This is a genomic window from Streptococcus oralis, assembly GCF_023109155.1.
GTDB lineage: Bacteria > Bacillota > Bacilli > Lactobacillales > Streptococcaceae > Streptococcus > Streptococcus oralis_BZ.
In genome coordinates this window covers 526,071-551,123 of record NZ_JALDUA010000001.1, presented here as the reverse complement: position 1 = coordinate 551,123, position 25,053 = coordinate 526,071, and the positions used below count along the sequence as shown (strand labels likewise).

At 42.0% G+C, this 25,053-nt stretch carries 24 protein-coding genes; 11 read left to right on the top strand and 13 right to left on the bottom strand.

Going from position 1 to position 25,053, the window contains the following annotated elements; translation table 11 throughout:
* Positions 1–23: 23 nt before the first annotated feature.
* The 7 genes from M1F63_RS02705 to recJ all read right to left on the bottom strand — a co-directional run bounded on the left by M1F63_RS02705 (position 24) and on the right by recJ (position 9,771).
* Positions 24–857: a metallophosphoesterase family protein gene (locus M1F63_RS02705; protein ID WP_247940658.1), complete on the bottom strand. Its 834-nt coding sequence runs from the start codon at positions 855–857 to the stop codon at positions 24–26.
* A complete protein-coding gene (gene uvrC / locus M1F63_RS02700) occupies positions 847–2,694 on the bottom strand; it encodes an excinuclease ABC subunit UvrC (RefSeq protein WP_125457552.1) in 1,848 nt (615 codons plus the stop codon). Before uvrC ends, M1F63_RS02705 begins: the two co-directional genes overlap by 11 nt.
* Positions 2,695–2,795: 101 nt before the next feature.
* Positions 2,796–3,497: a M57 family metalloprotease gene (locus M1F63_RS02695; protein WP_125457553.1), complete on the bottom strand. Its 702-nt coding sequence runs from the start codon at positions 3,495–3,497 to the stop codon at positions 2,796–2,798.
* A gap of 104 nt (positions 3,498–3,601) precedes the next feature.
* Positions 3,602–4,381 (bottom strand): alpha/beta hydrolase, encoded by a 780-nt coding sequence (locus M1F63_RS02690; RefSeq protein WP_247940657.1) that lies wholly within the window; start codon positions 4,379–4,381, stop codon positions 3,602–3,604.
* 68 nt (positions 4,382–4,449) lie between these two features.
* Entirely contained in the window at positions 4,450–6,111 is a 1,662-nt protein-coding gene (locus M1F63_RS02685; RefSeq protein ID WP_139689396.1) for a ribonuclease J, read from the bottom strand.
* A 509-nt stretch (positions 6,112–6,620) separates the two neighbouring features.
* Complete coding sequence (locus M1F63_RS02680; protein ID WP_000754477.1) at positions 6,621–7,268, bottom strand: COG3942 and LysM peptidoglycan-binding domain-containing protein; 648 nt, start codon at positions 7,266–7,268, stop codon at positions 6,621–6,623.
* A 283-nt stretch (positions 7,269–7,551) separates the two neighbouring features.
* Complete coding sequence (gene recJ / locus M1F63_RS02675; RefSeq protein WP_247940772.1) at positions 7,552–9,771, bottom strand: single-stranded-DNA-specific exonuclease RecJ; 2,220 nt, start codon at positions 9,769–9,771, stop codon at positions 7,552–7,554.
* A gap of 177 nt (positions 9,772–9,948) precedes the next feature.
* On the opposite strand from recJ, the gene M1F63_RS02670 reads away from it, so the two are divergent.
* From M1F63_RS02670 to M1F63_RS02650, 5 genes are all read left to right on the top strand, one after another.
* Positions 9,949–10,707: an amino acid ABC transporter ATP-binding protein gene (locus M1F63_RS02670; RefSeq protein WP_247940656.1), complete on the top strand. Its 759-nt coding sequence runs from the start codon at positions 9,949–9,951 to the stop codon at positions 10,705–10,707.
* Between the two features lie 10 nt (positions 10,708–10,717).
* Positions 10,718–11,512, top strand: a complete 795-nt coding sequence (locus M1F63_RS02665) for a transporter substrate-binding domain-containing protein (protein ID WP_247940655.1) — start codon at positions 10,718–10,720, stop codon at positions 11,510–11,512.
* A gap of 12 nt (positions 11,513–11,524) precedes the next feature.
* On the top strand, positions 11,525–12,202 hold the full coding sequence (locus tag M1F63_RS02660) for an amino acid ABC transporter permease (RefSeq protein ID WP_000131126.1): 678 nt from the start codon (positions 11,525–11,527) through the stop codon (positions 12,200–12,202).
* Positions 12,203–12,211: 9 nt separating this feature from the next.
* A complete protein-coding gene (locus M1F63_RS02655) occupies positions 12,212–12,871 on the top strand; it encodes an amino acid ABC transporter permease (protein ID WP_000443890.1) in 660 nt (219 codons plus the stop codon).
* Between the two features lie 129 nt (positions 12,872–13,000).
* Positions 13,001–13,783, top strand: coding sequence for a DUF4037 domain-containing protein (locus M1F63_RS02650; protein ID WP_084849497.1), 783 nt, complete (start codon positions 13,001–13,003; stop codon positions 13,781–13,783).
* 142 nt (positions 13,784–13,925) lie between these two features.
* Here the strand turns inward: M1F63_RS02650 and M1F63_RS02645 are convergent, their stop codons facing one another.
* The 3 genes from M1F63_RS02645 to M1F63_RS02635 form a co-directional block, all read right to left on the bottom strand.
* Positions 13,926–14,363 (bottom strand): Rrf2 family transcriptional regulator, encoded by a 438-nt coding sequence (locus M1F63_RS02645; RefSeq protein ID WP_001167392.1) that lies wholly within the window; start codon positions 14,361–14,363, stop codon positions 13,926–13,928.
* Positions 14,364–14,527: 164 nt separating this feature from the next.
* A complete protein-coding gene (locus tag M1F63_RS02640) occupies positions 14,528–15,469 on the bottom strand; it encodes a hypothetical protein (protein ID WP_247920325.1) in 942 nt (313 codons plus the stop codon).
* A gap of 160 nt (positions 15,470–15,629) precedes the next feature.
* Entirely contained in the window at positions 15,630–16,481 is an 852-nt protein-coding gene (locus M1F63_RS02635; RefSeq protein WP_065371638.1) for a metallophosphoesterase family protein, read from the bottom strand.
* Between the two features lie 197 nt (positions 16,482–16,678).
* Here M1F63_RS02635 and M1F63_RS02630 point away from each other — a divergent pair, with 197 nt between their 5' ends.
* The 3 genes from M1F63_RS02630 (at position 16,679) to thrS (ending at position 19,780) form a co-directional block, all read left to right on the top strand.
* Positions 16,679–17,044, top strand: a complete 366-nt coding sequence (locus M1F63_RS02630) for a hypothetical protein (protein WP_065371637.1) — start codon at positions 16,679–16,681, stop codon at positions 17,042–17,044.
* A 333-nt stretch (positions 17,045–17,377) separates the two neighbouring features.
* A complete protein-coding gene (locus M1F63_RS02620) occupies positions 17,378–17,749 on the top strand; it encodes a hypothetical protein (protein WP_065371947.1) in 372 nt (123 codons plus the stop codon).
* Between the two features lie 87 nt (positions 17,750–17,836).
* Positions 17,837–19,780 carry a threonine--tRNA ligase gene (gene thrS / locus M1F63_RS02615; protein ID WP_247920323.1) on the top strand — a complete coding sequence of 648 codons (1,944 nt, stop codon included), beginning with the start codon at positions 17,837–17,839 and terminating at the stop codon, positions 19,778–19,780.
* A 153-nt stretch (positions 19,781–19,933) separates the two neighbouring features.
* On the opposite strand, the gene M1F63_RS02610 is transcribed toward thrS, so the two are convergent.
* On the bottom strand, positions 19,934–20,908 hold the full coding sequence (locus M1F63_RS02610; RefSeq protein ID WP_247940654.1) for a sensor histidine kinase: 975 nt from the start codon (positions 20,906–20,908) through the stop codon (positions 19,934–19,936).
* The gene (locus M1F63_RS02605; RefSeq protein ID WP_000548981.1) at positions 20,901–21,578 is read right to left on the bottom strand and encodes a response regulator transcription factor; all 678 of its coding nucleotides are present in this window, start codon (positions 21,576–21,578) and stop codon (positions 20,901–20,903) included. Before M1F63_RS02605 ends, M1F63_RS02610 begins: the two co-directional genes overlap by 8 nt.
* Before the next feature lie 321 nt (positions 21,579–21,899).
* Here M1F63_RS02605 and M1F63_RS02600 point away from each other — a divergent pair, with 321 nt between their 5' ends.
* The 3 genes from M1F63_RS02600 to M1F63_RS02590 all read left to right on the top strand — a co-directional run bounded on the left by M1F63_RS02600 (position 21,900) and on the right by M1F63_RS02590 (position 24,498).
* Positions 21,900–22,469 (top strand): TetR/AcrR family transcriptional regulator, encoded by a 570-nt coding sequence (locus M1F63_RS02600; RefSeq protein ID WP_049505265.1) that lies wholly within the window; start codon positions 21,900–21,902, stop codon positions 22,467–22,469.
* An 86-nt stretch (positions 22,470–22,555) separates the two neighbouring features.
* Positions 22,556–23,332, top strand: coding sequence for a ferredoxin reductase domain-containing protein (locus tag M1F63_RS02595; protein WP_247920321.1), 777 nt, complete (start codon positions 22,556–22,558; stop codon positions 23,330–23,332).
* A gap of 89 nt (positions 23,333–23,421) precedes the next feature.
* Positions 23,422–24,498, top strand: a complete 1,077-nt coding sequence (locus M1F63_RS02590) for a DUF2974 domain-containing protein (RefSeq protein ID WP_247940653.1) — start codon at positions 23,422–23,424, stop codon at positions 24,496–24,498.
* 81 nt (positions 24,499–24,579) lie between these two features.
* Here the strand turns inward: M1F63_RS02590 and M1F63_RS02585 are convergent.
* Positions 24,580–25,053 (bottom strand): LPXTG cell wall anchor domain-containing protein (locus tag M1F63_RS02585; protein WP_247940652.1); only part of this gene is annotated, 474 nt, incomplete at its 5' end.

Below are 25,053 nucleotides of genomic sequence, written 5' to 3'. Positions count from 1 at the left end.
GTATTTGTTAGTTAAAGCAACTTTTACAAAAAATCAAAATAATCCCTCACATCCTCTACATACCCATGCTTTTCAATTAAACTAGCTAAGAGTTCCAGATTGTGCCCCCGATAGTTGTCATCTCGGCGTAGTTCTTCATACATTTCGATAAAGGGAAGGTCCTTAGACTTGGCCAATTCTAACTCTGCTTCATAGTCATAAGTAACTTTTCGGAATAGAATGTTTACCAATTCTCCATCTTCCACTTCTATCACAGCATACTGAGCACGGTGATTTTTTAACGCCTCCCAATTAAAATAGGGCATGCCAATCGACCCTGGATTGATGATTTGTTGCCCTTGACTGCCATAACGAAGCAACTGCTTGTGAACATGACCATAGACTGCCACATCAACTTCATCATCTAGGAGTTGGTCAAATTTCTCTGTATCATTCTCAACTAGCAAGTCACCACCATAGTTCTTATTTGGCAAATTATGAGAAAGAGAAAAACGCAGACCGTCAACTTCTCTCTTTTCTAGCATAGGTAAGCTTCGTAGCCAGTCAATCGTTGCAGGATCCATTCGCTCCATCAAATACTGCGTCATACGCAAGAGCTGGACTTCCTGTGGGTCTTCTAAGCTATATTGCCCATCTAAAGCCTCTAAGACACAATCATCCCAATTGCCTCGAACACTTGCAGTGATAGGAAGTTCCTTTAACAGAGCGACCAAGTCATTTGCACCTGGACCAGGGAGGAAAATGTCTCCCATGAGCCAGTATTCACTGACTCCTTGTGCTTTAGCATCTGCAATCACTGCTTCTAAGGCAGTCACATTTCCATGAATATCTGATAAAATTGCGATTTTATGGTTCATGATAATTTCCTTCCGTTTGGTAATCTACTCTCTCTTCCGCTACTTGAGCCAATTCCACTTCTTCCTGAGGGTTCAACTTTCTTTTCACATCTTCTGCGACTGCTCTTGGCACACCAACTTCGACAATTTCATCCACACTGGCTTCCTTGATTTTAGTGAGAGACTTGAAATGCTTCATAAGATTTTGCTTGCGTTTAGGTCCTAGCCCTTCAATTCCATCCAGCTGTGAAGAAAAGGAATTTTTGGAGCGCAGTTGCCGGTGGAAAGTGATAGCAAAGCGGTGGACCTCATCTTGGATGCGTTGGAGGAGGAAAAATTCCTGAGAGTTTCGTGACAACTCCACCACTTCCAGCGGATCTCCAAAGAGCAGTTCATGGGTTTGGTGCTTGTCATTCTTTTGCAGACCTGCAATTGGAATATCCAAACCCAGCTCCTCTTGGATGACCTGCTTTGCGATATTGACTTGCCCTTGTCCCCCATCAATGACAATCAAATCAGGAGGAGTCAAACCGTCTCGTTGAACTCGACCATAACGTCTGCGAATGACCTCTCGCATGCTGGCATAGTCGTCTGGACCCACAACCGTTTTTATCTTGTACTTACGGTAATCCTTCTTACTCGGTTTACCATTGACAAAGACCACCATAGCTGAAACAGGACTGGTTCCCATGATATTGGAGTTATCGAAGGATTCGATACGTACTGGGGTCGGGATTTGGAGCAAGCGTCCCAGATTTTCAATAGCCCCTTGGGTCTTTTCGACTGATTTTTCTAGCAGATTGAACTTCTGCTCCAGACTAACACGAGCATTTTTTATGGCTAGATTGACCAGTTGTTTTTTCTCCCCACGTTGGGGTTTGAGAATCTTGGTATCCACCAAGGCCTTGACTGCTTCTTCATCGATATCCTGCGGAATCAATACTTCATTGGGAACCAGGTGAGATTTTTCTTGATAGAATTGTCCCACATAGGTCAAGAAGTCCTCATCCGGATCGTTGTAATAAGGGAAAAGATTGACATCCCGCTCGATGAGTTTTCCCTGACGGACAAAGAAAACCTGGACACACATCCAGCCCTTATCCACATAGTAACCAAAGACATCCCGATTTTGAAGATCCTTGGCCATAACTCGTTGCTTGGTCCGAAGCGTTCCAATGGCCTGAATCAGGTCACGGTATTCCGCTGCACGTTCAAACTCCATACTTTGAGCTGCCTTTGCCATCTTGCCCTTGAGGTCATCGATGATTTTGTCATCCTGTCCTTTTAGGAAATCAGAAACCTCCTGAGCCATGGACTTGAAATAGGCCTCATCTTTTTTACAGATAGTATGGGCCATACACTGGCCGATATGGTAGTAAAAACAGACCTTAGACGGTGGATTAGTACACTTGCGAAAAGGAAAAATCCGATCCAGCAGTCGCTTGATTTCATTTGCTGCCCCTACATCTGGATAGGGACCAAAGTAGAGACCACCGTCCTTTTTAACCTGACGGGTGATAATCAAGCGAGGATAACGCTCATTGGTGATTTTGATGAAAGGATAGGACTTATCATCCTTGAGCATGATATTGTACTTGGGCTGATTTTCCTTGATCAGGTTGATTTCTAGGAGAAGTGCCTCAATATTGGACTCAGTGACGATAAATTCAAAATCCACAATTTCAGATACCAGAGCCTCAGTCTTGGTATCGTGACTTCCACGGAAATAGGAGCGCACACGGTTACGCAGATTTTTAGCCTTTCCTACATAGATAATGGTGCCATTTTTATCCTTGTGAATGTAACAACCAGGGCTGGTCGGTAGGAGCTCTAGTTTTGATTTGATCAAGTTATTCATAGTTCCATTATAGCAAAAAGCCTGCAACAGGACGAACAAAAAGCCCCACCAATCACTTGTTGGAGGAGCTTTGATTTCTTTTCAGATTGCACCGACTTCATCTAGTCGCTACTGGAATAGAGTTCTTGAACAGCTGTCACATCCTGAGGCTGAATCCCATAATAGGAACCTGCTGGCTGCATGACAGAAGTCTCGTTGGTATGATCCAAACCGATGGCATGCCCCAGCTCGTGCTCCGCCGTGTGCACGATTCTGTCATAAGAATAACCATAGTTTGGATTGGATAGATAATAGTGATTCAGGCGAACCGTTACAGATATAAATTGTTTGGTTAACAAATTGGTTTGACTCTCGGCTTGACCTGCTACAGCGGTCGATCCATCATTCATCTCACTTGCCACAATATCTGCCTGGCTAGGATCCGCAACCACCTCAAAGGTAAAGGCTCCCGTTTGATTCCAGTTTTTTATGGCTTCTGCATAGGCACCTTGGAAGGTTTCATCCATTTGAGGCTCAATATAGATGCGAGCTGAGGCCTGAGCCCACTTGCCTTCTGCATGTTGGTGACTGTCTGTCTGAGACAAGACTTCCAGCGTTCCCGTCTCCTTCCATTGATTCCAGCCACCTTGACCAATCTTACTCATTTTTTCAACCTGATTGACCGCAGAATGAAAATCACCTGTCAGATACCAAACCACTCCAAAAGCAATGAGCAGTAGAATGACCACAGTCCAAACCAGACGCCAGAAGAAACGCCAAATTCCCAAAAGAAATCGGAAGAATAATCGAATAATCCAGAACATGACGCCCCACCTTTCATAAAAATAAGAACCTATCTTGAAATCACATTCTCCTTGATCAAGATAGATTCTCTATTTTACTGAAGAAAGCTGAAAGAAACCTAAAACTAAGATAAACGTTCTTCCAAGACAAAGTCAATTGGTAAGGTAGCTAAAAAACGTTCCAATTGTTTTTCCCAGTAGTACCACTCGTGCTTACCTGGACTGTGACTATAGGTCACCTCAAAACCAAGATTTTTGAGGTTTTTCACTGCGAGATTATTGGCAGAGTAGAGATAGTCTTGTTGCCCACACCAAGCCCATAGTTTAGTCTTTTTATCGGATTTTGCAGCCATGCTTTCAAGCGAATGAGGACTAGATGTCCAGTCTTTAATCTCTCCAAAAACTCCTCTCCAGTAGGCAAGTGACCCCAGATCCTGACTTTCAGGAGAAAATTCCTGAAAACTAAGCGCACCAGAAAAACTAGCCGCATGAGAAAAACGATTGGTTGCGAGAGCTAGTTTGAAGGAACCATATCCACCCATGGAGAGGCCTGCTATGAAAGTTTTTTCTCGTTTGTTGGTCATATTGGGGAAGAAACGTTTCATGACTTGGGGGAGTTCTTCTGCTAGAGCAGTATAGTAGTTATAGCCATACTGGGTATCTGTGTACCAGCCATTGCTAGTATTGGGCATGATAACAATGAGATTGGTTCCACGCAACAAGCGTTCGACATTGGTACGTTTGAGCCAGCTATTTTGATTTCCTGACATTCCATGTAAAAGATAAAGAACAGGAATATCTGTGCAATCTGGTTCAATCACCCGACTAGCATCTGGATAGAGTACCGTAACGCCCCACTCCATATCCAAAACTTCTGAGTAATACTCAATATTCATAACTGCCATGGTTGTCTCCTTTTACTATTCTATAAGAAAAAGCCGAATTTCGACTTTTTCTGTAGGTATTCTGCTTATTACTTTGCTTCCATCACGACTGGCAAGATTGCCGGGCGACGCTTGGTTTGATCAAAGAGGTACTTGGTCAGATTGTCGCGAACCTTGCCTTTGAGATCTGCCCAGTCAAAGTCATCACCTTGAAGATACTCTTCTACCGTTTGGTTAATCAATTCTGAGCTTTCACGGAGAATGTCGCGGCTCTTCTTGAGATAAACAAATCCACGCGTATGAACACGGGCCTTAGCCACAATTTTCTTCTCACGACGGTTGACAGTGATCGCCACGATAAAGATTCCATCCTCTGACAAGACCTTACGGTCACGAAGGACCACATTTCCAACATCCCCGATGGCATTTCCATCAATCAAGACATCACCCGCAGAAACAGCTCCAGCTGGGACAAAGTCCCCATGTTCATAAGACATGGTCGTTCCCTTTTTAGGGATGAAGATACGCTCTGGCAACATTCCAACTGCCATGGCAGCCTTGGCATGCGCATCCAACTCACGATACTCCCCTTGGATAGGGAAGAGGTAATTTGGTTGCAAAAGATTGATCATCAACTGCAAATCACGCGCATTCCCATGTCCGGATACTCGCAAGCTTTGGGTAATGAGTTTCACCACACCACCAGCTTGGTAGATCATGTTTTCAACACGCGCCATGACGGCTTCTTTGGCGATAGATGGAGTCGTTACGATATAAACCAAGTCCCCATCTTTGATTTCCACATAACGGTGGCGTCCAATGGACATCTTACGAAGTCCATTAATAGGCTCACCCATACGGCCAGTCTCAAGGATAATCAACTCATGGTCTTCAAAACGAGACATTTCTTTGGGTTTAATCAAGAGACTTTCATTAGCTAGAGATAATTTTTTGAGTCGAATCGCAGTGCGGACGATATTTTCAATATCAAATCCAGTCAGAACAACTCGGCGACCTGTATCTGCTGCAGCATCAAAAACCTGCTGAATACGAGAAAGGTTGCTGGCAACTGCGGCAACGATGATACGACCTTCCCAGTCTGCAATGGTCTGGGTAATTTCGTCTCCAACTTCACTCTCGCTAGCTACCTGGATATTGCTGTCTGCATTGGCTGAATCACTGAGGAGCGCCAAGACACCATCACGACCAATCTCTGCCAAACGAGCAAAATCCGTCGCATAGGATTCGCTAGCTGTCTGGTCAAACTTGAAGTCGCCTGTGTAAACTATGCTACCTTCAGCTGTTTTCAGGACTACTCCCAAACTTTCTGGGATAGAGTGGGTTGTACGGAAGAAGGAAACCACAGTCCCTCCAAAGTCGATCTCTGTATCTTCATCAATCACATGGAAGTCATTGAATTTCTTAACCGTATCATTTCCTTTGACAAAGAGTTTGGCCAACTCAATGGTCAACTCAGAACCAAACACAGGCACCTTAGCCTCTGCCAAAAGATAAGGCAGGGCACCAATGGCATCCGCATGTCCGTGGGTCAAGAAGACACCAGCGATACGATCGCTATTTTCAAAAAGGTAGTCCATATTTGGAATGACGACATCTACCCCTAATTGTTCATTTTCAGGGTATTTAAGCCCTGCATCCAAAACAAAAATAGAACCATCGATTTCAGCGATGTACATATTTTTCCCATTTTCTCGTACACCACCTAGTGTTGTTAAACTAATATTACTCATTTTTCCTCCGAAACTGAATTTATCTTGATTATAGGGTGAATTTTCCCTCTATTCTAAAAGTTCTAAAACTTTCAGCCGAATCTTTTCCTACCATTATACCATTTTTTTGATTATTTTCAAAACGAAGATCGGTTTTTAACTAGAGATTAGTCACTACTGTGAATCGAATTCTTTTACTTTGACTTCTCTTTTTGAGGTTTCATCTAAGATAATGGAAGGATTGTACCATCAAAATTATGGACTTTCTGAATCAATTTGATTTCAGATACCTATCTCGAACTCTAAATTTCTCTTTTAGTTCAAAACAAGTTAAATTCTTGCCCTTTAACTCTCGACTTGAGAACTATTTTCCACAAAGACATGGTTTATCTACATCCAAAAGCGAGAATTTCCTGTTCGCTTCAAAATCTAAAAAATTTTCAGCAATTAGCCACTAAGATGGAGGTTATCGATAGGAAATTTTTTCAAAAAGAAAAAAGACTTAGAAATTCTAAATCTTTTTATCATCTTTAGTTTGGATAGATATAAGTGACGTTACCTAAAAATTCATGAGGATTAAAGAAGCCACGGTAATTCGCAATCTGCTTTTGACGTCTGTAGTTTGCTTCCAATACCTGGATAGAGTTTTCACTTTGAACATCTGTTACATAAGCAACGTGTCCATATTCACCACCGTCCCAAACGGCGATTGCTCCTACTACCGGAACACTTCCTGTCTTATATCCTTGAGCGCTCGCGTAGATTGCCCACGTGTTGGCATTTCCCCACCAGTTGCTAGCCCAAGGCGCCAATTCTTTCACACCCCATGTACACTGACCAACAGGGTATGAGTTTCCATAGTTTGTCGGAGTCTTTTCGACAACATCCTCTGTATCTGATACCACGTTCGCAGTACTAGCTGGAGCACTGTAGGTTGAGCTAGCCTGAGCGGAACCACTCACTTCCAATACATCGCCTGGGTGGATAGTGTCAAAGATGGTTTTTCCATTCAAAGCTGCCAACTCATGCGGATCCATGCCGTTTGCAGTTGCGATGGCATAAAATGAATCACCGTCTTGGACAACGTAAGAGTTCGCGTGCACAGTTTGAGCACCAACTGTAGCTAAAATAGCGGTAGAAGTCAAACCAAGAGTCAGTTTCGTAACTGTTTTTTTCATAACTGGATTCCCCTTATATTTTCTTGATAAGAAAATCATACTTGATTTACATGTCAGTTCGTTTAGAGTTATATTTTAGTCATGTTACAAAAATTTATACTTTTACTACATAAGGTTTAAAAGAAGACATCGTATAAAGTGATAGAAGAGAATAAAAAATGAATCGTTACCCCCAATCTTTACATCACCAAACCATCCAAAAGACTATCTTATCAACCACTCCCACATCAAGCATTTATCCGTCAAAAAGAGACCGAGATAGGTCATCTCAGTCCCTTTCCATCTATAACTCCATTAAAAAGTCATAAATTTCCTGAACGGTACCCAGCGCCATCATTTCTTGGTCTTTAACGGTCTGTTTGAGATTTTGGTAAATCTGACTTTCAGCAATTTCCCTTTTCGGCGCTTCTTTATTGACTGTCATGACACCATCTTTGATCGTTACAAAGCCAAGTTCCTCAAATACTTGAATCATCTTGACCAGCAAGATTTGTTGGATATTGAGATAAGTCGCCAAATCTTTGAGCTTGTAGCGAATATCAAACTCCGGGAACTGGTAAATAGTCTTGTACAATTTTGCAAACTGCTCTCTAGTCCCATAACCTGTCAGATAGTAGGCCTTGTCGATGTCGTTTTTGAAATAGACAGCTGAGAAGTGCTGTTCCTGAAAAATGGTCTTCAGCAAGGTAATATCCTCGGGAATATCCTTCACGACAACCGCCTCACTATTCGCTAAATCTGGCACCTCTCCAGAGAAATCCAAGACTGGAATTCCCTCTGGCAAGACTGCATTTTTCCCACGGATGTTAAAGAGCTGAACGCCCTCCACACGCGCATCTACCATCATCAACTGGAGGGCAGTTTGCCCATTCCATTGGTTGACAGACAAGGTGACTGCCAATTCTAGGTTTTTTGTTTGAGCAAACTCTGTTGCCCATCTACCTTGTCCAAAGGCCACCACTTCAAAGCTCGCCTCACCCTTGGAAATTTTTAGTTTGAGGTGGGCATTGCCTGCTCCCATAGTACGGGCACTTTCGACATGAAAATCCTTAATATAAAAGACAGGTTTCTGATTGTCCATTCCAAAAGGTGCCAAGCGTTCAAAACTTTTGACCGTTTCCAAGCTAAGCGTCTCCAAGTCTAGCTCTTCATCTAGATTTAACTTGTTCTTACCACTAGCATCTGCACCTTTTTCACGGACATAGTCTTCCAAAACCTGAGATAAATCTGAGAGTTTCTCCACTTCCAGCGTCATTCCTGCTGCACCAGCATGGCCACCAAAGGCGATAAAGAGATCTCGATGGGGATCCAGAGCTTCAAAAATATTGACTGCTTCCACACTACGAGCACTACCCTTGGCGCGACCTTCTTCTATATTAAGAACAATAACTGTCTGCCCTAGCTCTTCCAACAAACGACCAGCAACGATACCCAGAACGCCAGGATTCCAGCCTTCCTTGGCCAAAATCTGGACCTTCTTCTCAGGATCCACCATGGTCTTAGCTTCTTCATAGATAGATTGGACGATTTCCTTACGTTCTTCATTTTTCTGGTGAATCATGAGGGCAATCTCATGTGCTTCCTCATCGTCAAACCCAGTCAGCAAATCAATGGCAGGATTGGGATCATCCAATCGCCCCAAGGCATTTAAACGAGGGGCAATCTGAAAGCCAACCGTTTCTTCCGTTACTTCATTCGCAGCAATCCCAGCCATATCCAGCATTTCTTGCAAACCAATACGCTGAGTATGCCCCAGCATCTCCAGACCATATTGAACCATGATACGGTTTTCATCTGTCAAGCTCACCATATCGGCAATGGTACCGATAGCAACCAAATCAAGCAATTCCACTTGCACTTCTTCTAAAAGAGCGCAAGCCAGCTTGAAAGCCACTCCGCATCCGGCCAAATATTTGAAGGGATAATCCGCATCTGGATGCTCAGGGTGAACAATCGCATAGGCATCAGGAAGGGTTTCCGGCATGGAATGGTGATCGGTCACAATGACATCCACACCCATAGCCTGAGCTAGTTCAATGGCCTCATGACCTGCAACCCCATTGTCCACTGTCACAATCAAGGAAATTCCCTCTTGCTCTATAAAGTATTTATAGACACTGGCATTGGGACCATAGCCATCGGTAAAACGATTGGGTAGGTATACACGGCACTCAGCACCAAGCTGTTCCAAACTTTCCTTCACAATCGAAGCTGAAGTCATACCGTCCGCATCGTAGTCTCCATAGATGAGAATGTTTTCCCCTTCTTCAATGGCCTGACGAATCCGTTCCACTGCCTTGTCCATATCATGGAGCAGATAGGGGTCATGCAAGTCCTCTAAAGAAGGTTCTAAAAACTTCTTTAGACTTTCTTCATCCTGAATCCCTCTTTCAAATAATAACCGAGCCACCTCAGGACCCAGTCCAGCCTTCTTGGCTATCTTTGTAAAATCCGCATCTTCAACCTGCGGGGCAAACTGCCATTCATAAGTAGGAGTTATCAAAAAGACATCCACTCTTTCTAAGAATTCTATCGTTTCATTATAACATGATTTAGGCATTTTCTCTATCCAGATTGCTTTTTTATAATATTTTAGTGAATTTTTTTCAGATATGATTTGACAAGAACATTCTTTTGTTGTAGAATCATGTTATAAAATCTAACACAAAGGAGATCTCTCATGGCTTTAGTAGAATTTAAAAACGTCGAAAAATATTACGGAGACTACCACGCACTCCGCGACATCAATCTCCGTTTTGAAAAAGGACAAGTTGTTGTTCTGCTTGGACCTTCCGGTTCTGGGAAGTCCACTCTTATCCGTACCATCAATGGTTTAGAGGCTGTTGACAAAGGGAGTCTCCTGGTCAATGGACACCAAGTAGCAGGTGCTAGCCAGAAAGATTTAGTTCCTCTTCGTAAGGAAGTCGGCATGGTTTTTCAACATTTTAATCTTTATCCACACAAAACAGTGTTAGAAAACGTAACACTTGCACCCATTAAAGTTCTAGGAATTGATAAAAAAGAAGCTGAAAAAACAGCCCAAAAATATCTGGAATTTGTAAACATGTGGGACAAGAAAGATTCCTACCCAGCTATGCTGTCTGGTGGACAAAAACAGCGGATCGCCATCGCACGTGGTCTTGCCATGCATCCGGAACTCCTCCTCTTTGATGAACCAACATCTGCCCTTGACCCTGAAACCATCGGAGATGTTCTAACAGTTATGCAAAAATTAGCCCACGATGGGATGAATATGATCATCGTTACCCACGAAATGGGCTTTGCCCGTGAAGTTGCGGACCGCATTATCTTTATGGCCGACGGAGAGGTTTTAGTAGACACGACAGATGTTGATGACTTTTTTGACAATCCAAGCGAACCTCGTGCTCAACAATTTCTCAGCAAAATTATCAACCACGAAAGTGACAAAGTTAAATAAGGAGGCGCCTATGAAAAAGAAACTCTTTTTAGCAGCATTATTGATTAGCCTTTTCGGCCTTGCTGCTGCCAAACCAGCTCAAGCCGATACCAGCGTCGCAGACATTCAAAAAAGAGGTGAACTGGTTGTTGGTGTCAAACAAGACGTTCCTAATTTTGGCTACAAGGATCCCAAGACAGGGACTTATTCTGGTATCGAAACGGACCTTGCCAAGATGATTGCAGACGAACTCAAGGTCAAGATTCGCTACGTTCCTGTTACCGCTCAAACTCGCGGACCACTACTAGACAATGAACAGGTCGACATGGATATCGCAACCTTCACCATCACAGATGAACGCAAAAAACTATACAACTTCACCAGTCCCTACTACACGGACGCTTCTGGCTTTTTGGTCAATAAATCCGCCAACATCAAAAGCATTGAGGACCTAAACGGTAAAACCATTGGGGTTGCTCAAGGATCCATCACCCAACGCCTGATTACTGAACTGGGCAAAAAGAAAGGTCTAACCTTTAAATTTGTCGAACTTGGTTCCTATCCAGAATTGATTACTTCCCTTCACGCTCACCGTATTGATGCCTTTTCCGTGGACCGTTCTATCCTGTCTGGCTACATTAGTAAACGGACAAAACTACTAGATGATAGTTTCAAGCCATCTGACTACGGTATCGTCACCAAGAAATCAAACACCGAGCTCAACGATTATCTTGATAGCTTGGTCACTAAATGGACCAAGGACGGTAGTTTGCAGAAACTTTATGACCGTTACAAGCTCAAACCATCTAGCCATACTGCAGATTAAGGAGGACACCCCATGACAGATTTATCATCTTGGACAGCCTATTTTCAGGATTTTGGACAATTTTTCAATGGTTTCCTCTTCACTCTTGCCCTAGCGATTGGTTCCTTTATCCTCGCCATGGTTTTGGGCATCTTCTTCGGGGCCATGTCAACCAGCAAACGCCCATTCTTGCGCGTTTTGGCTCGTATCTTTGTCGAATTTTACCAAAATACTCCCCTCTTGGTGCAGTTTGTCATCGTCTTTTATGGTTTGCCCCTTATCAGTGAACACACCATCATGATTCCCATTTATTGGACAGCTGTACTTTGTGTGGGACTCTATCACGGCGCTTATATTGCTGAGGTTATTCGTTCAGGGATTCAGTCTATTCCTAGCGGTCAGATGGAGGCCGCCTTGTCGCAAGGTTTTACCTATATCAGTGCCATGCGCTTGATTATCTTGCCTCAGGCCTTCCGTATCATTCTCCCTCCATTGACCAACCAAATCGTTAACCTCATCAAGAACACCTCTACCGTAGCTATCATCTCTGGAGTAGACTTGATGTTTGTGACTAAGTCTTGGTCGGCTCTCAACGGAAACTATATCCCAGCCTTTTTAGGCGCTGCTCTTCTCTACTTTGCTCTATGCTTCCCTGTTGCCCAGTTTGGTCGCAAGATGGAGCAAGCCAACAAAAAAGCCTATTCACTTTAGGAGGTTACTATGGAATCCATTTTAGAAGTTTTGACCCCAGATAACCTAGTCTTTATCTTTAAAGGATTTGGCTTAACCCTCTACATTTCTCTGATTGCTATCGTCCTCTCGACCCTTATCGGAACAGTACTAGCCGTCATGAGAAATGGGAAAAATCCTGTCTTACGGATCATCTCCAGCATTTATATCGAGTTTGTACGTAACGTTCCCAACCTCCTCTGGATTTTCACCATCTTTTTGGTGTTTAAGATGAAGTCCACACCAGCAGGTATCACTGCCTTTACCCTCTTTACCTCAGCAGCCCTGGCTGAGATTATCCGAGGTGGTCTAAATGCCGTGGACAAAGGGCAGTATGAAGCAGGAATGTCGCAAGGTTTTACCTCTGCGCAAATCCTCTACTACATCATTCTCCCACAAGCGATCCGCAAAATGCTGCCAGCCATCATTTCACAGTTTGTAACTGTGATTAAGGATACCAGTCTTCTCTACTCTGTTATCGCCCTACAAGAACTCTTTGGCGCCAGCCAAATTCTCATGGGACGCTATTTCGAACCAGAGCAGGTCTTCAGTCTTTATATACTGATTGCCTTAATTTACTTTATCTTTAACTTTGCTATTTCCAGCCTGTCTCATAAGCTAGCAAAACGTTGGCAACAAGCCGCGGAATAAAAACGAAATGTGAACTCAAAACAAGGGTTCACATTTTTTGCTATAAATGAAAAAGAGTAACTCAATGCTATGCAAACGTTTTACTTTTTGGTAAAATGACTTTAAAACCATAAAGCAAGGAGAAAAATCATGATCCACGAACTTTGCAAAGAATTCTCTCAACTGGAACAAGTAGAAGCTATAGCTCTTGGTGGTTCTCGTGCAGGACAAGCCTACGATCAAAATTCTGACTATGATGTTTATGTCTATCTCAACGCTTCTATTGATGAGGCGACTCGCCTAAAAATTTTGAGTAAATACTGCTCCTATATGGAAATTGGAAACCAGTTTTGGGAGTTAGAGGACGACTGTGTACTAAACAACGGTATTGAAATCGAGTTGATTTATCGTTCGCTGGAGTCGTTTGAACAAGAATTGAACTCAACCGTTTTTCAGCATCAAGCCCAAAATGCCTATACAACTTGCATGTGGCATAATCTACTCCACAGCAAGATTCTATACGACCCGAATGGACACTATGCTTCTCTCCAAAAGACTTACCAGATTCCCTATCCACAGGAACTCAAAAAACATATCATCGAAAGGCAGTTCCTTTTGCTAGACCAAGCCATGCCTGCCTTCTCTCATCAAATAGAAAAAGCTATCAAGCGTCAAGATCTTCTCAGCATGAATCATCGTACGAGTGAATTTTTTGCTTCCTACTTTGACTTGTTATTTGCGCTCAATGAGCAAACCCATCCTGGTGAAAAACGAATGTTGGAGTACGCAAAGACCCATTGTACACTCCTCCCTAAGCAATTTGAAGAAACTATTCGCAAGTATTTCCAACTACTCTACCAACCGCAACAAGGAGAACAAGCGGTCGTAACCTTGCAAACTATCCTGAAGGAACTAAAAGCCATTTTGCCATAGACCAAAAAGAAAATGTGAACCTGAAACTGAGGCTCACATTTTTCTTTATAGTTTACCGTAAAGAATCTAGTACACTTTACCACAATTCTTCTTGCCCAACTCATAAAAAGAGCGGCAATAGAAAAAGAGAACCTTAGTCCTCTTACTTAGACAGTTTATTCTGAGCATCTGCCACAACCTGAGCCAGACTTGTCTGACGCAGTTGGTTTTCCATAGCTGCTTGAACATCGAACAGTTTTTGGTCCAAGACCGCATGGATATTAGCACCAATTGGGCAATTAGGATTTGGATTGTCATGAAAACTAAAGAGCTTACCGGATTTTCCTAAACACTCCACAGCTTGGTAGACATCCAACAAACTGATATCCTGAAGGTCTTTTATTATCTCAGTTCCTCCCGTACCACGAGCAACTGAAATCAATCCTGCTTTTTTGAGTTGCGATAAAGTCTTTCGGATAATGACTGGATTGACTCCGACACTAGCCGCAAGAAAATCGCTGGTTACTTTACTTTCTGTATCCTGCATTGCAATAATAATCATCATATGAGTCGCAATTGTAAATCGGCTTGAAATTTGCATCTTCTTCCCCTTCCATTGATATTTTATTCATCTTTTCCCGTATAAACATTATACCGTTTTTGGTTTTCCTGTCAAATATTAACGAATGATTACCTTCTCCATGCAAAAAGTCCTGTATCCCTCTTGACAACCAGAACGGTAGAGGGCATACAAAGACTTATTTTTTATGCAATTTTACGGACAATCCCTTTTGTTTTATGACTTGACCAGACTGAGCTGATAGACACCCCAGCACCAACTAAGGTAAACACAGCTAACATAGCTAGATTATAAAAATAGTTATCTGGAAAATGACCGCTAAAGATTAAATCATTCACCACTCGGAAAGCAAAGGCAAACTCAACCCCTAGTTTGGCAACGACTTCCATCGCCAAATCAATTTGATTCACTAGAAAGACAGTAATCACCATCCAAATAGAGGAAATCACAATCCCCTTTCGAGATACCTTTCTTCCAAGGATTTCATATCCTTTAATGGTACAAATCCCCAGAACAATACCCGCTACCATAGCTACATAACCTAGACGAGCGATAAATAGAGCAACTGCTCCACCAATCAAGGCTCCCAGCAAGGCACCAACTGCTCCAAGAAGAACATTTTCCTTTTTATTTTGATAAGAATCCACCTCGATTTGAAGATTGCTCTTCAGCAATTGATAGCTTTCCTCGTTGATAAGGAAAATTGAATCACCTAATTGATAGAGACCAACGGGACCCTCCTGACCGCTATAGGCACACACTTGGACGAAATGATGGGTTTCAAGGAAGGCAACGAGGTCTGTTATGAGCGTTTGTAACTTTTCAATTGTTTTTGATTTGCGCATGGCACCTTTTACGACAAAAGAAACAAGGTACTGATTGATAGACAAGGTCGACAAGTTTGGAAGAGATTCACTCTTAAACTCATCCCAAACCAATTCATTTTCTTCTAAATCCGCAGGATTACCATTCAAACTCACACTGACACAAAGTCGAAACTGATTTTTCACGTCAGTTTCTTGCAGGAAAAGTAAATAGCCTGACTGCGTGCCATAAATACTACGCGAATCTTCGTCAAATTGCAAGCCCAACTCCGAGGCAATAGCGTGTAACTCTTCTGGTTTCATTATCTGTCTCCTCTTATTTTGAATATCAATTAGTATGAGATTCAAATTAGTTATATTCCGTTATTCTAACATAAATTTGAGAAGCCGTCAATTCGTATCCAGTTCGACTTATCGGAAAACAACAGTTCCTAGACTATCTGTTTTCTAGCTAGAAGTCCTCTTAAAACCAATCTTTTTTGTCTCTTTCCATCCAGAGTTCAACATCCTGATCATAACCTTCTTGTTCACTAATCTGACCTAACAATTCATGATTATGAGTATGGTGAATCCCATTTACCAAACTTTCATAGTAGACCTGAAAATAGGGGAGCTTCAAATCCTTAGCCAACTGCAATTCAGCTTCTACATCATAATCCACTCGACGAAAATCAACATCAGACAAACCTACTTCATCAAACTCTAAAATCATATACTGAGCCCGAAGGTCCTTACGCAACTTCGCATCTAGAAAGAAAGGTTGTCCAATGGAACCTGGATTAAGAATCAACTGTCCATCACTTCCGTAACGAAGCAACTGTTGATGAATATGACCATATACTGCGATAGAGGCGTGTGGATTAGTGACCAATCTATCAAAATCTTCTTGCTTTCCCGTATGAATCAACTCTCTACCCCAGTTTTTATCAGGGAGATGGTGAGTGATTCCCACCATCAAATCACCAAACTGACGATGAACTTGCATGGGTTGATTATTGAGGTCTTCGATTTCTTCAGGGCTGACCTCCTCTAAGATGTACTGACTTTGACGCAGGAGATAACGATGACTCGCTATTGTAGGATCTAACTTGCGATGCAGGCCTCGCCAGAGACTATTTTCCCAATTACCAAGAACTCTTACTGTAATAGGCAAGCTAGCTAAGAGGTCCAATATCCTTCTACGTCCTGTTCCAGGCATGAGAATATCTCCCAAAAGCCAGTACTCGTCTACCTCTGCCGCTCTTGCATCAGTCAGAACAGCTTCCAAAGCTGTCGTATTTCCATGTATGTCTGAAAGAACTGCTATTTTGGTCATTCTTTCTCCTCATTCTCTCTTACTTGTTTTGTTAGTATTATAGCAGAAAACACTCGAAAAGATCACTATCACTGATCACTGGATTAAATTGTAAGAGCTTTTAAATCGTGCTATAATATAAGTAGAGATTTCTCCTTCATTTAGGATTATGTGGTCTACAATATCTCTCAATTTTTCCAGATTGGAGGACTATTGCCATGCGGAATTATCTTAAGTATATCCCATACTACCTTGTCATTTTCTTCTTTTACTGGCCCCTCTATGAACTCCTCTCTCTACTCATCTCCGACCCATATACACTGAAAGGGCTCTACATTTACAACATCATCCTCTTTTCACCTCTGGTAATCTTTATCGTATCGCTACTTTATAGCTATCGATTTCATTTCTCACTTTGGTGGCTACTCGGTATTGGTCTGCTCTATTGCTTTACCATCATCACCTTTGGTGAGTTCATCCTGCTTTACTTCCTAGCCTATGAACTCTTTGCCCTACTTGGGTTGGTTTCTGGTGTGGGTATCAAGCATCTCTTCCAGAGAGCGAAAAACAAAAAAATTATATAAAAACCTTGAAAATTCTCGCAATCATGCTATAATAATGCATAGAGACAAGTCACTTAGTCCCTTTCTACTAGAGAGTGCGTGGTTGCTGAAAACGCATAGAAAGCCTAAACTGATACTACTCTACTGACTTTTATGCAAACATAAAACGGTGGCCACGTTAAAGCCAATCAGAGGTGTCCCTCTTTTTTGAGGAACATGAATGAAGGTGGAACCACGTTGCGACGTCCTTTTAGGATGTCGTTTTTTGTTTGGAGAATAGAGATATTGCCAGATTAAATGAAACATAGCTAAGAAAAGAAGCTGGAGGTTAATGTGAATAAATCATTGTCTTGGGTGATTCCCTGTGCCTTCCTTATCGTCTATGTATGGCTAATGAAAACTCTCAGTCTATGGGGGTTAGAGTACATTGTTGTTTTTTCATTTTTTGCATTTGTTCCTCTTTTGCCATTTCTTGCTCCTTTTCTTGGTATCTTAATGTTTTTTAAGAAAAAGAAACTCATCCTGTCAGGATATTTTCTAAGCCTAACTGCTGGTATTTATTTGGTTAATGCTATAAGAAACTATCCGCTAAGGATATACATGGAAGGTGAGATGACTGATGAACAATATCTGTCTCTAATCCTTTCCTTAGTATGCTATCTATTCATTTCTACAGCTTTCTTTATCTTTAAAATGAGAAAGTTAAACTATCATTTGTTTAGATAATTAATTGTTATGATTCTTTGTAGATATCGAATTCTCTACTTCTTCAACCTCAATTTTTAAATATGATAAATTTTTAAGGAGAAAACCATGATTAAGATTACTTTCCCAGATGGCGCTGTTCGTGAATTCGAATCTGGCGTGACTACTTTTGAAATTGCCCAATCTATCAGCAATTCCCTCGCTAAAAAAGCCTTGGCTGGTAAATTCAACGGCAAACTCATCGATACGACTCGTGCTATCACTGAAGATGGAAGCATCGAAATCGTGACACCTGATCACGAAGATGCCCTTCCAATCTTGCGTCACTCAGCTGCTCACTTGTTTGCCCAAGCAGCTCGTCGCCTTTTCCCAGATATTCACTTGGGTGTTGGTCCAGCTATTGAAGATGGCTTCTACTACGATACTGATAACACAGCTGGTCAAATCTCCAACGAAGACCTTCCTCGTATCGAAGAAGAAATGAAAAAAATCGTTAAAGAAAACTTCCCATCAATCCGTGAAGAAGTGACGAAAGACGAGGCACGTGAAATCTTCAAGAACGACCCTTACAAGTTGGAATTGATCGAAGAACACTCAGAAGACGAAGGTGGGTTGACTATCTACCGTCAGGGTGAATATGTAGACCTCTGCCGTGGACCTCACGTTCCATCAACAGGCCGTATCCAAATCTTCCACCTTCTTCATGTAGCAGGTGCTTACTGGCGTGGAAATAGCGACAACGCGATGATGCAACGGATCTACGGTACAGCTTGGTTTGACAAGAAAGACTTGAAGAACTACCTTCAAATGCGTGAAGAAGCCAAAGAACGTGACCACCGTAAACTTGGCAAAGAGCTTGACCTCTTCATGATTTCACAAGAAGTCGGACAAGGACTACCATTCTGGTTGCCAAACGGTGCGACTATCCGTCGTGAATTGGAGCGCTACATTGTCGACAAAGAGTTGGCTTCTGGCTACCAACACGTTTACACTCCACCACTTGCTTCTGTAGAGCTTTACAAGACTTCTGGTCACTGGGATCATTACCAAGAAGACATGTTCCCAACCATGGACATGGGTGACGGGGAAGAATTTGTCCTTCGTCCAATGAACTGCCCACACCACATCCAAGTCTTCAAACACCATGTTCACTCATACCGCGAATTGCCAATCCGTATCGCTGAAATCGGTATGATGCACCGCTACGAGAAATCTGGTGCCCTCACAGGTCTTCAACGTGTGCGTGAGATGTCACTCAACGACGGTCACCTCTTTGTTACTCCAGAACAAATCCAAGAAGAATTCCAACGTGCCCTTCAGTTGATTATCGATGTTTATGAAGACTTCAACTTGACTGAATACCGCTTCCGTCTCTCTCTTCGTGACCCTCAAGATACTCACAAATACTTCGATAACGATGAGATGTGGGAAAATGCCCAAACTATGCTTCGTGCAGCCCTTGATGAAATGGGCGTTGACTACTTTGAAGCTGAAGGTGAAGCAGCCTTCTACGGACCAAAATTGGATATCCAAGTTAAGACAGCTCTCGGAAAAGAAGAAACCCTTTCGACTATCCAACTTGACTTCTTGCTTCCAGAACGCTTCGACCTCAAATACATCGGAGCTGATGGTGAAGAACACCGTCCAGTTATGATCCACCGTGGTGTTATTTCAACTATGGAACGCTTCACAGCTATCTTGATTGAGAACTACAAGGGAGCTTTCCCAACATGGCTTGCACCACATCAAGTAACCCTCATCCCAGTATCTAACGAAAAACACGTGGACTACGCATGGGAAGTGGCTAAGAAGCTCCGTGACCGTGGTGTCCGTGCTGATGTGGATGAACGCAACGAAAAAATGCAGTTCAAGATCCGTGCTTCACAAACAAGCAAAATTCCTTACCAATTGATCGTTGGTGACAAGGAAATGGAAGACGGAACAGTCAATGTTCGTCGCTACGGCCAAAAAGAAACACAAACTGTCTCAGTTGATGACTTTGTTGAATCTATCCTGGCTGATATCGCTAACAAATCACGCGTTGAGAAATAATACTCTTCGAAAATCAAATTCAAACCACGTCAACGTCGCCTTGCCGTACTCAAGTACAGCCTGCGGCTAGTTTCCTAGTTTGCTCTTTGATTTTCATTGAGTATAAGAGCCTAGCATAAAAGCCTCCATTCGGAGGCTTTTTCTCATTTATGTTTACTCAATAACGAGCTTCACTTCAGCGAATTTGATCCTTACTGTTGTTCCTTTTCCAACCTCAGACTCGATGCGAATCTGGTGGCCCAGTTCTTCAGAAATTTTCTTGGATAGATAGAGGCCCAGTCCAGATGACTGCTGGGTCAGACGCCCATTGTAGCCTGAAAAGCCACGTTCAAAGACTCGGAGAACATCACTATTTTTTATCCCAATTCCCGTATCCTTGATACAGAGCTCCTGACCTTCCATATAAATCTCTAGCCCACCTTCCTTGGTGTACTTGAGACTGTTTGAGAGGATTTGTTCAATGACGACCAACAGCCATTTCTTATCAGTCACGATGATTTTGTCAAGGTCATGGAGATTGAGCGTCAGTCCTTTTTGGATAAAGAAAAGGGCATACTTGCGAACCACTTCCTTCACCAGATCCTCCACTTGAACCTTTTCAAATACCAAGTCATCATGGAAGCTCTCTAAACGAAGATACTGCAACACCAGATTGGTATAGGAGTCAATCTTAAAGATTTCCTGTTCCAGTTGCTGCTTGACCTCACGATCAGAGACTTCTGCCACTAAAAGTTGACTAGCCGCAATGGGGGTCTTGATCTGATGAACCCACAAGGTGTAGTAGTCCAACAAATCCGTCAGCTTGCTCTGCGCTTCAGACTTCTTTTGATACAATTCAGACTCACGCTCTTCGAGCTTTTCTGCTAGCGCACATTCCAGAGGAGACTTGGGGTCTCTATCGGCATAGAGTACTTCCTGACGGTAAATCTGAGCTTCCACAAATATATCCCAAGCCAAAAATAAGAAGGTCAAAAAACTACTGAGCAGAAAGAAATAAAGAAAGTAAGTTCCTAGACTAGCAAATAAAAACTGAAAGAGAAGGACGAGAAAGCCTAATGAAAAAATATAGACAAAGATGCGACTGCGAGAACGCAGATAGGCTAGAAAAAATGATTTCCAATCAAGCATGTTTCAGTCCGTATCCTATCCCTTTCTTGGTTTCGATAAACCCTGCTAAACCTTGCTCCTCCAACTTTTTACGCAAGCGAGCAACGTTGACAGACAAGGTGTTATCATCGATGAAAAAGTCGCTATTCCAGAGTTCTCTCATCAAGTCATCACGCGCCACGATATTGCCAGCATGTTCAAACAGCACTCGCAAAATTTGAAATTCATTCTTGGTCAAACTCAGAACTTCCCCCTGATAGTGCAGGTCCATAGACTTGGTATTGAGGATCACACCCGCATACTCTAGCAGACTTTCATCACGGCCAAACTCATAGGAACGGCGCAACAGACCCTGAACCTTGGCAAGGAGGACCTGCTGGTCAAAAGGCTTAGTTACAAAGTCATCTGCCCCCATATTGATCGCCATGACAATATCCATCGCCTGGTCTCTCGAAGACAGAAACATGATGGGCACCTTAGAGATCTTACGAATCTCCTGACACCAGTGGTAACCATTAAAAAGAGGCAGACCAATATCCATGAGGACCAAATGAGGTTCTGACTGAACAAAAAGGCTCAATACTTCCATAAAATCTTCTACCAAAACGACCTCAAAGCCCCACTCAGAGAGCAGTTTCCCCACTTGTTGCCGAATAACTTGGTCATCTTCTACTAGTAAAATCTTGTGCATGCGCTCCTCCTTTGCTATTTCTCAAAGTATCAAAACTCTTCATATCAGATTTACGGATCAGTATCTCATACTGTTTAGAAGCCTATTTCCCAAATCCAGATAAGAAAACAGATGCTAAATAGAGAACATTCCCACTGATATCATACCTTATTTTTAATTATAGTTCCAGCCTTATCCTATATTTTCCTTTTTGTGCTCATTTAGTTAGCGTTTCTTTCACTTATTTAATAGATCTAGCCTTCTTATTGACAAGCTATCCATGATTTGTTAGAATATGAATGAACGAATAGATTTATTCATTCATGAAGCAAAGGAGGTTAAATCCTATTGGACAAAAAAAAATCTTTAAAGACTGCAGCCTATGAAGTTTTTTCGAAAAAAGGTTACAAGGCAACAGGTATTTCAGAAATTGCTAGGCAAGCTGGTGTTGCAGTTGGTTCTTTTTATAACTATTACGAGAGTAAAGAAGCCATTTTTCTAGACATCTATATAGATGAAAACAACCGTGTTCGCCAAGCTATGATCGAAGAACTGGATTGGGAAATTGACATGATCGACCTCATTGGTCAACTATTTGCTCAGTCCAGAACTCTCGTTTCTTCCAATAAAATCCTTGCAGAATGGTACAATCCTGCCATCGCAGATGAGTTGCACAGCTACTATTCCTCGGAAGAAGGCAAAGTCGCAAATCCTTTTCATCAGTTTCTAGTTAAAACTTTTACAAATCGTATGCAGGCTGAAGGGTACTCGCCAGAAAAGATTCAAGATATTTTACAGGTTTATAATCTGTTTTACTATATGGATATGCATATCACGGAAAAAGATTTTCCAGATATTGGCAAAACTGTTGAAATACTTGCGACCAACTTCATTAAAGGAGTTCTAAAATAAAGAATGGATTTCTTTATTTTTTTGAAAAGATATGAATGAATATTTTTATAGTTCATTCATAAAATTAAGAACAGGAGTTATAAAAAATGAAAAGAGGTAAAAAAATGTTTATTATCATTCTATCAACACTTGGAGCGCTATGTATTATAACTTGGGGTGCCATCGCTTATCTTGGACGAAGCCAGACATTATCGATAAAATCCATCGAAAACCCCAGCGGAGATCTATATTTAATTCATATCACAAAACCGAGTCATCAAATCTGGAAAGTTGGGGCTTATGCTAAGTTTGCACTCCCTGATACCTCGTCTACTGCTAGTAAATATGAAGCTAAGGGAGAGCAAACCAGTCGATGGCTAACCATTGCCTCCACACCTGATGAAGATGAAATTCTCATTTTGACTCATAATAGTGGTAGCAACTTTAAGAACACCTTGACACATTTACCGGCTGGCAGTGAGATTGAGATGAGTTGGCTGGATTCCTCTTTGACTGTTAAAGATACGAATAAGCCACTAGTTTGCTTTGCATCTGATGTCGGCATTTCTTCTCTACGCCCCCTTATCAAAGAATGGGCTGGTAAATGTCCGATTATTCTCAACCATTTTGACAAAGGAGTTACTATTTTCGATAATGAGATGAAAGAACTGGCTCAAAAAACACCTAATTTTACTTATAAAACTAGCGATGAACTTTCTCAAAGTCAAGAATTTTTAAAACGTGCTATTGATGAATACGGCAATCAAGCCAGCTATCTCATCACAGGTCAGCCTGATGATGTAAATGAGATGAAGAACTTTTTAAAGGAAAATGGGATTGATAGCAAAAACATACAAGTAAGCTCGTTTAGAGGTTTGAAATAGGAGCAATCTATCTTCTATGTATTTCAATCAAACCCCACTAGCTAATTCTAGGTAAATGTGGTAGGATAAACATAGAGAAAGGAGCTTTTATGACCAATATTTTTGACTACTTAAATGATGTAGCATACGATTCCTTTTATGACCTCCCCGTGAACGAGTTAGATGTTCTTGCCTTGACTGAATTAACCTATCTTCCTTTTGATGATGTAGTCACCCAAGAACCAAAGCGCCTCATAGATCTAGCATCTCAAATCCCTAGAGAAACGACGATGTTGACCAATAAAAACCGTCTCCAGTTGTTGAATCAGCTCGCTCAACACAAACGCTTTAAAAATTGCAAGCTCTCAGACTTTATTAACGATATTGATCCTGAATTGCAAAAACAGTTTGCAGCCATGACTTATCGTATCAGTCTTGACACCTATTTGCTTGTTTTTCGCGGAACGGATGATAGTATCATTGGTTGGAAAGAAGATTTCCATATGACCTATATGAAAGAAATTCCAGCTCAAAAACACGCCCTTCAGTATTTACAGGACTTTTTTGCTCAACATCCTAACCAAAAGGTTGTCATAGCTGGACACTCAAAAGGGGGCAATCTAGCCGTCTATGCTGCTAGTCAGCTCGATCCAGTCTTACAAAAAAACATTGTCGCTGTCTATACTTTTGATGCTCCTGGACTTCACAAGGAACTAACCGAAACACCTGGCTATCAAAACATGATGGAAAGAACGAAAGTATTTGTCCCACAAGGTTCTATCATCGGGATGATGCTGGAAATTCCTGATAAGAAAATCGTCGTTCGAAGCACTGCCTTGGGCGGTCTTGCCCAGCATGACACCTTTAGTTGGCAGGTTGAAGACAAACACTTTGTCCAACTAGACGAGACCAATAGTGACAGCCAACAAGTCGACACTACTTTCAAGGAATGGGTTGAGACGGTCCCTGATACTGAACTGCAGCTCTACTTTGACCTCTTTTTTGGAATCATTCTCGATGCAGGCATCTCCTCTATCAACGATCTTTCTTCCTTCAAGGTCATTGAACACGTTCACCATCTCTTTGTCCAAGCTCAATCCCTCACTCCCGAAGAAAGAGAAACCATGGGACGACTAACCCAACTCTTGATTGATACCCGTTACCAAGCTTGGAAAAATCGAGAATAGACAAAAACCAACTAACCTAATGATTAGTTGGTTTTTTGTTTAAGAAACTAATGGATACTACTTAGAATCTCGAGTATAGAATTAGTCTTCTTTTTTCTTGCGAGACACAAGTCCAAATCCGCTCATCAAACCTAGTACTCCTAGAGCCGCCAAAACTGCATGATCCTCCGTACCAGTATTAGGTAATTCTTTGGTTGCTTTAGTAGCTGGAGATTGCTCAGTTGGTTTTTGTTGAGGGGCAGTAACAACCTTCTCATAAACGTGTTCTGTGTCGCCGTTTGGAAGTTTCTTAGTCTCTACGAAGCGGTAGCCTGGGATATCTTTCTTAGGTTGTTCACCGTCTTCGGTTGGATAACCTGGAATTTCATTGCCTTCCTTATCCTTGTGACTAGTCTTAACCTTCTCATAAACGTGTTCTGTGTCGCCGTTTGGAAGTTTCTTAGTCTCTACGAAGCGGTAACCTGGAATATCTTTCTTCGGTTGTTCACCGTCTTCGGTTGGGTGGCCTGGAATTTCATTGCCTTCCTTATCCTTGTGACTGGTCTTAACCTTCTC

Coding starts and splice junctions, on each gene's coding strand:
- M1F63_RS02705 (WP_247940658.1), bottom strand. CDS start 857: ATGAACCATAAAATCGCAATTTTATCAGATATTCATGGAAATGTGACT.
- uvrC (WP_125457552.1), bottom strand. CDS start 2,694: ATGAATAACTTGATCAAATCAAAACTAGAGCTCCTACCGACCAGCCCT.
- M1F63_RS02695 (WP_125457553.1), bottom strand. CDS start 3,497: ATGTTCTGGATTATTCGATTATTCTTCCGATTTCTTTTGGGAATTTGG.
- M1F63_RS02690 (WP_247940657.1), bottom strand. CDS start 4,381: ATGGCAGTTATGAATATTGAGTATTACTCAGAAGTTTTGGATATGGAG.
- M1F63_RS02685 (WP_139689396.1), bottom strand. CDS start 6,111: ATGAGTAATATTAGTTTAACAACACTAGGTGGTGTACGAGAAAATGGG.
- M1F63_RS02680 (WP_000754477.1), bottom strand. CDS start 7,268: ATGAAAAAAACAGTTACGAAACTGACTCTTGGTTTGACTTCTACCGCT.
- M1F63_RS02670 (WP_247940656.1), top strand. CDS start 9,949: ATGGCTTTAGTAGAATTTAAAAACGTCGAAAAATATTACGGAGACTAC.
- M1F63_RS02665 (WP_247940655.1), top strand. CDS start 10,718: ATGAAAAAGAAACTCTTTTTAGCAGCATTATTGATTAGCCTTTTCGGC.
- M1F63_RS02660 (WP_000131126.1), top strand. CDS start 11,525: ATGACAGATTTATCATCTTGGACAGCCTATTTTCAGGATTTTGGACAA.
- M1F63_RS02655 (WP_000443890.1), top strand. CDS start 12,212: ATGGAATCCATTTTAGAAGTTTTGACCCCAGATAACCTAGTCTTTATC.
- M1F63_RS02650 (WP_084849497.1), top strand. CDS start 13,001: ATGATCCACGAACTTTGCAAAGAATTCTCTCAACTGGAACAAGTAGAA.
- M1F63_RS02645 (WP_001167392.1), bottom strand. CDS start 14,363: ATGCAAATTTCAAGCCGATTTACAATTGCGACTCATATGATGATTATT.
- M1F63_RS02640 (WP_247920325.1), bottom strand. CDS start 15,469: ATGAAACCAGAAGAGTTACACGCTATTGCCTCGGAGTTGGGCTTGCAA.
- M1F63_RS02635 (WP_065371638.1), bottom strand. CDS start 16,481: ATGACCAAAATAGCAGTTCTTTCAGACATACATGGAAATACGACAGCT.
- M1F63_RS02630 (WP_065371637.1), top strand. CDS start 16,679: ATGCGGAATTATCTTAAGTATATCCCATACTACCTTGTCATTTTCTTC.
- thrS (WP_247920323.1), top strand. CDS start 17,837: ATGATTAAGATTACTTTCCCAGATGGCGCTGTTCGTGAATTCGAATCT.
- M1F63_RS02610 (WP_247940654.1), bottom strand. CDS start 20,908: ATGCTTGATTGGAAATCATTTTTTCTAGCCTATCTGCGTTCTCGCAGT.
- M1F63_RS02605 (WP_000548981.1), bottom strand. CDS start 21,578: ATGCACAAGATTTTACTAGTAGAAGATGACCAAGTTATTCGGCAACAA.
- M1F63_RS02595 (WP_247920321.1), top strand. CDS start 22,556: ATGAAAAGAGGTAAAAAAATGTTTATTATCATTCTATCAACACTTGGA.
- M1F63_RS02590 (WP_247940653.1), top strand. CDS start 23,422: ATGACCAATATTTTTGACTACTTAAATGATGTAGCATACGATTCCTTT.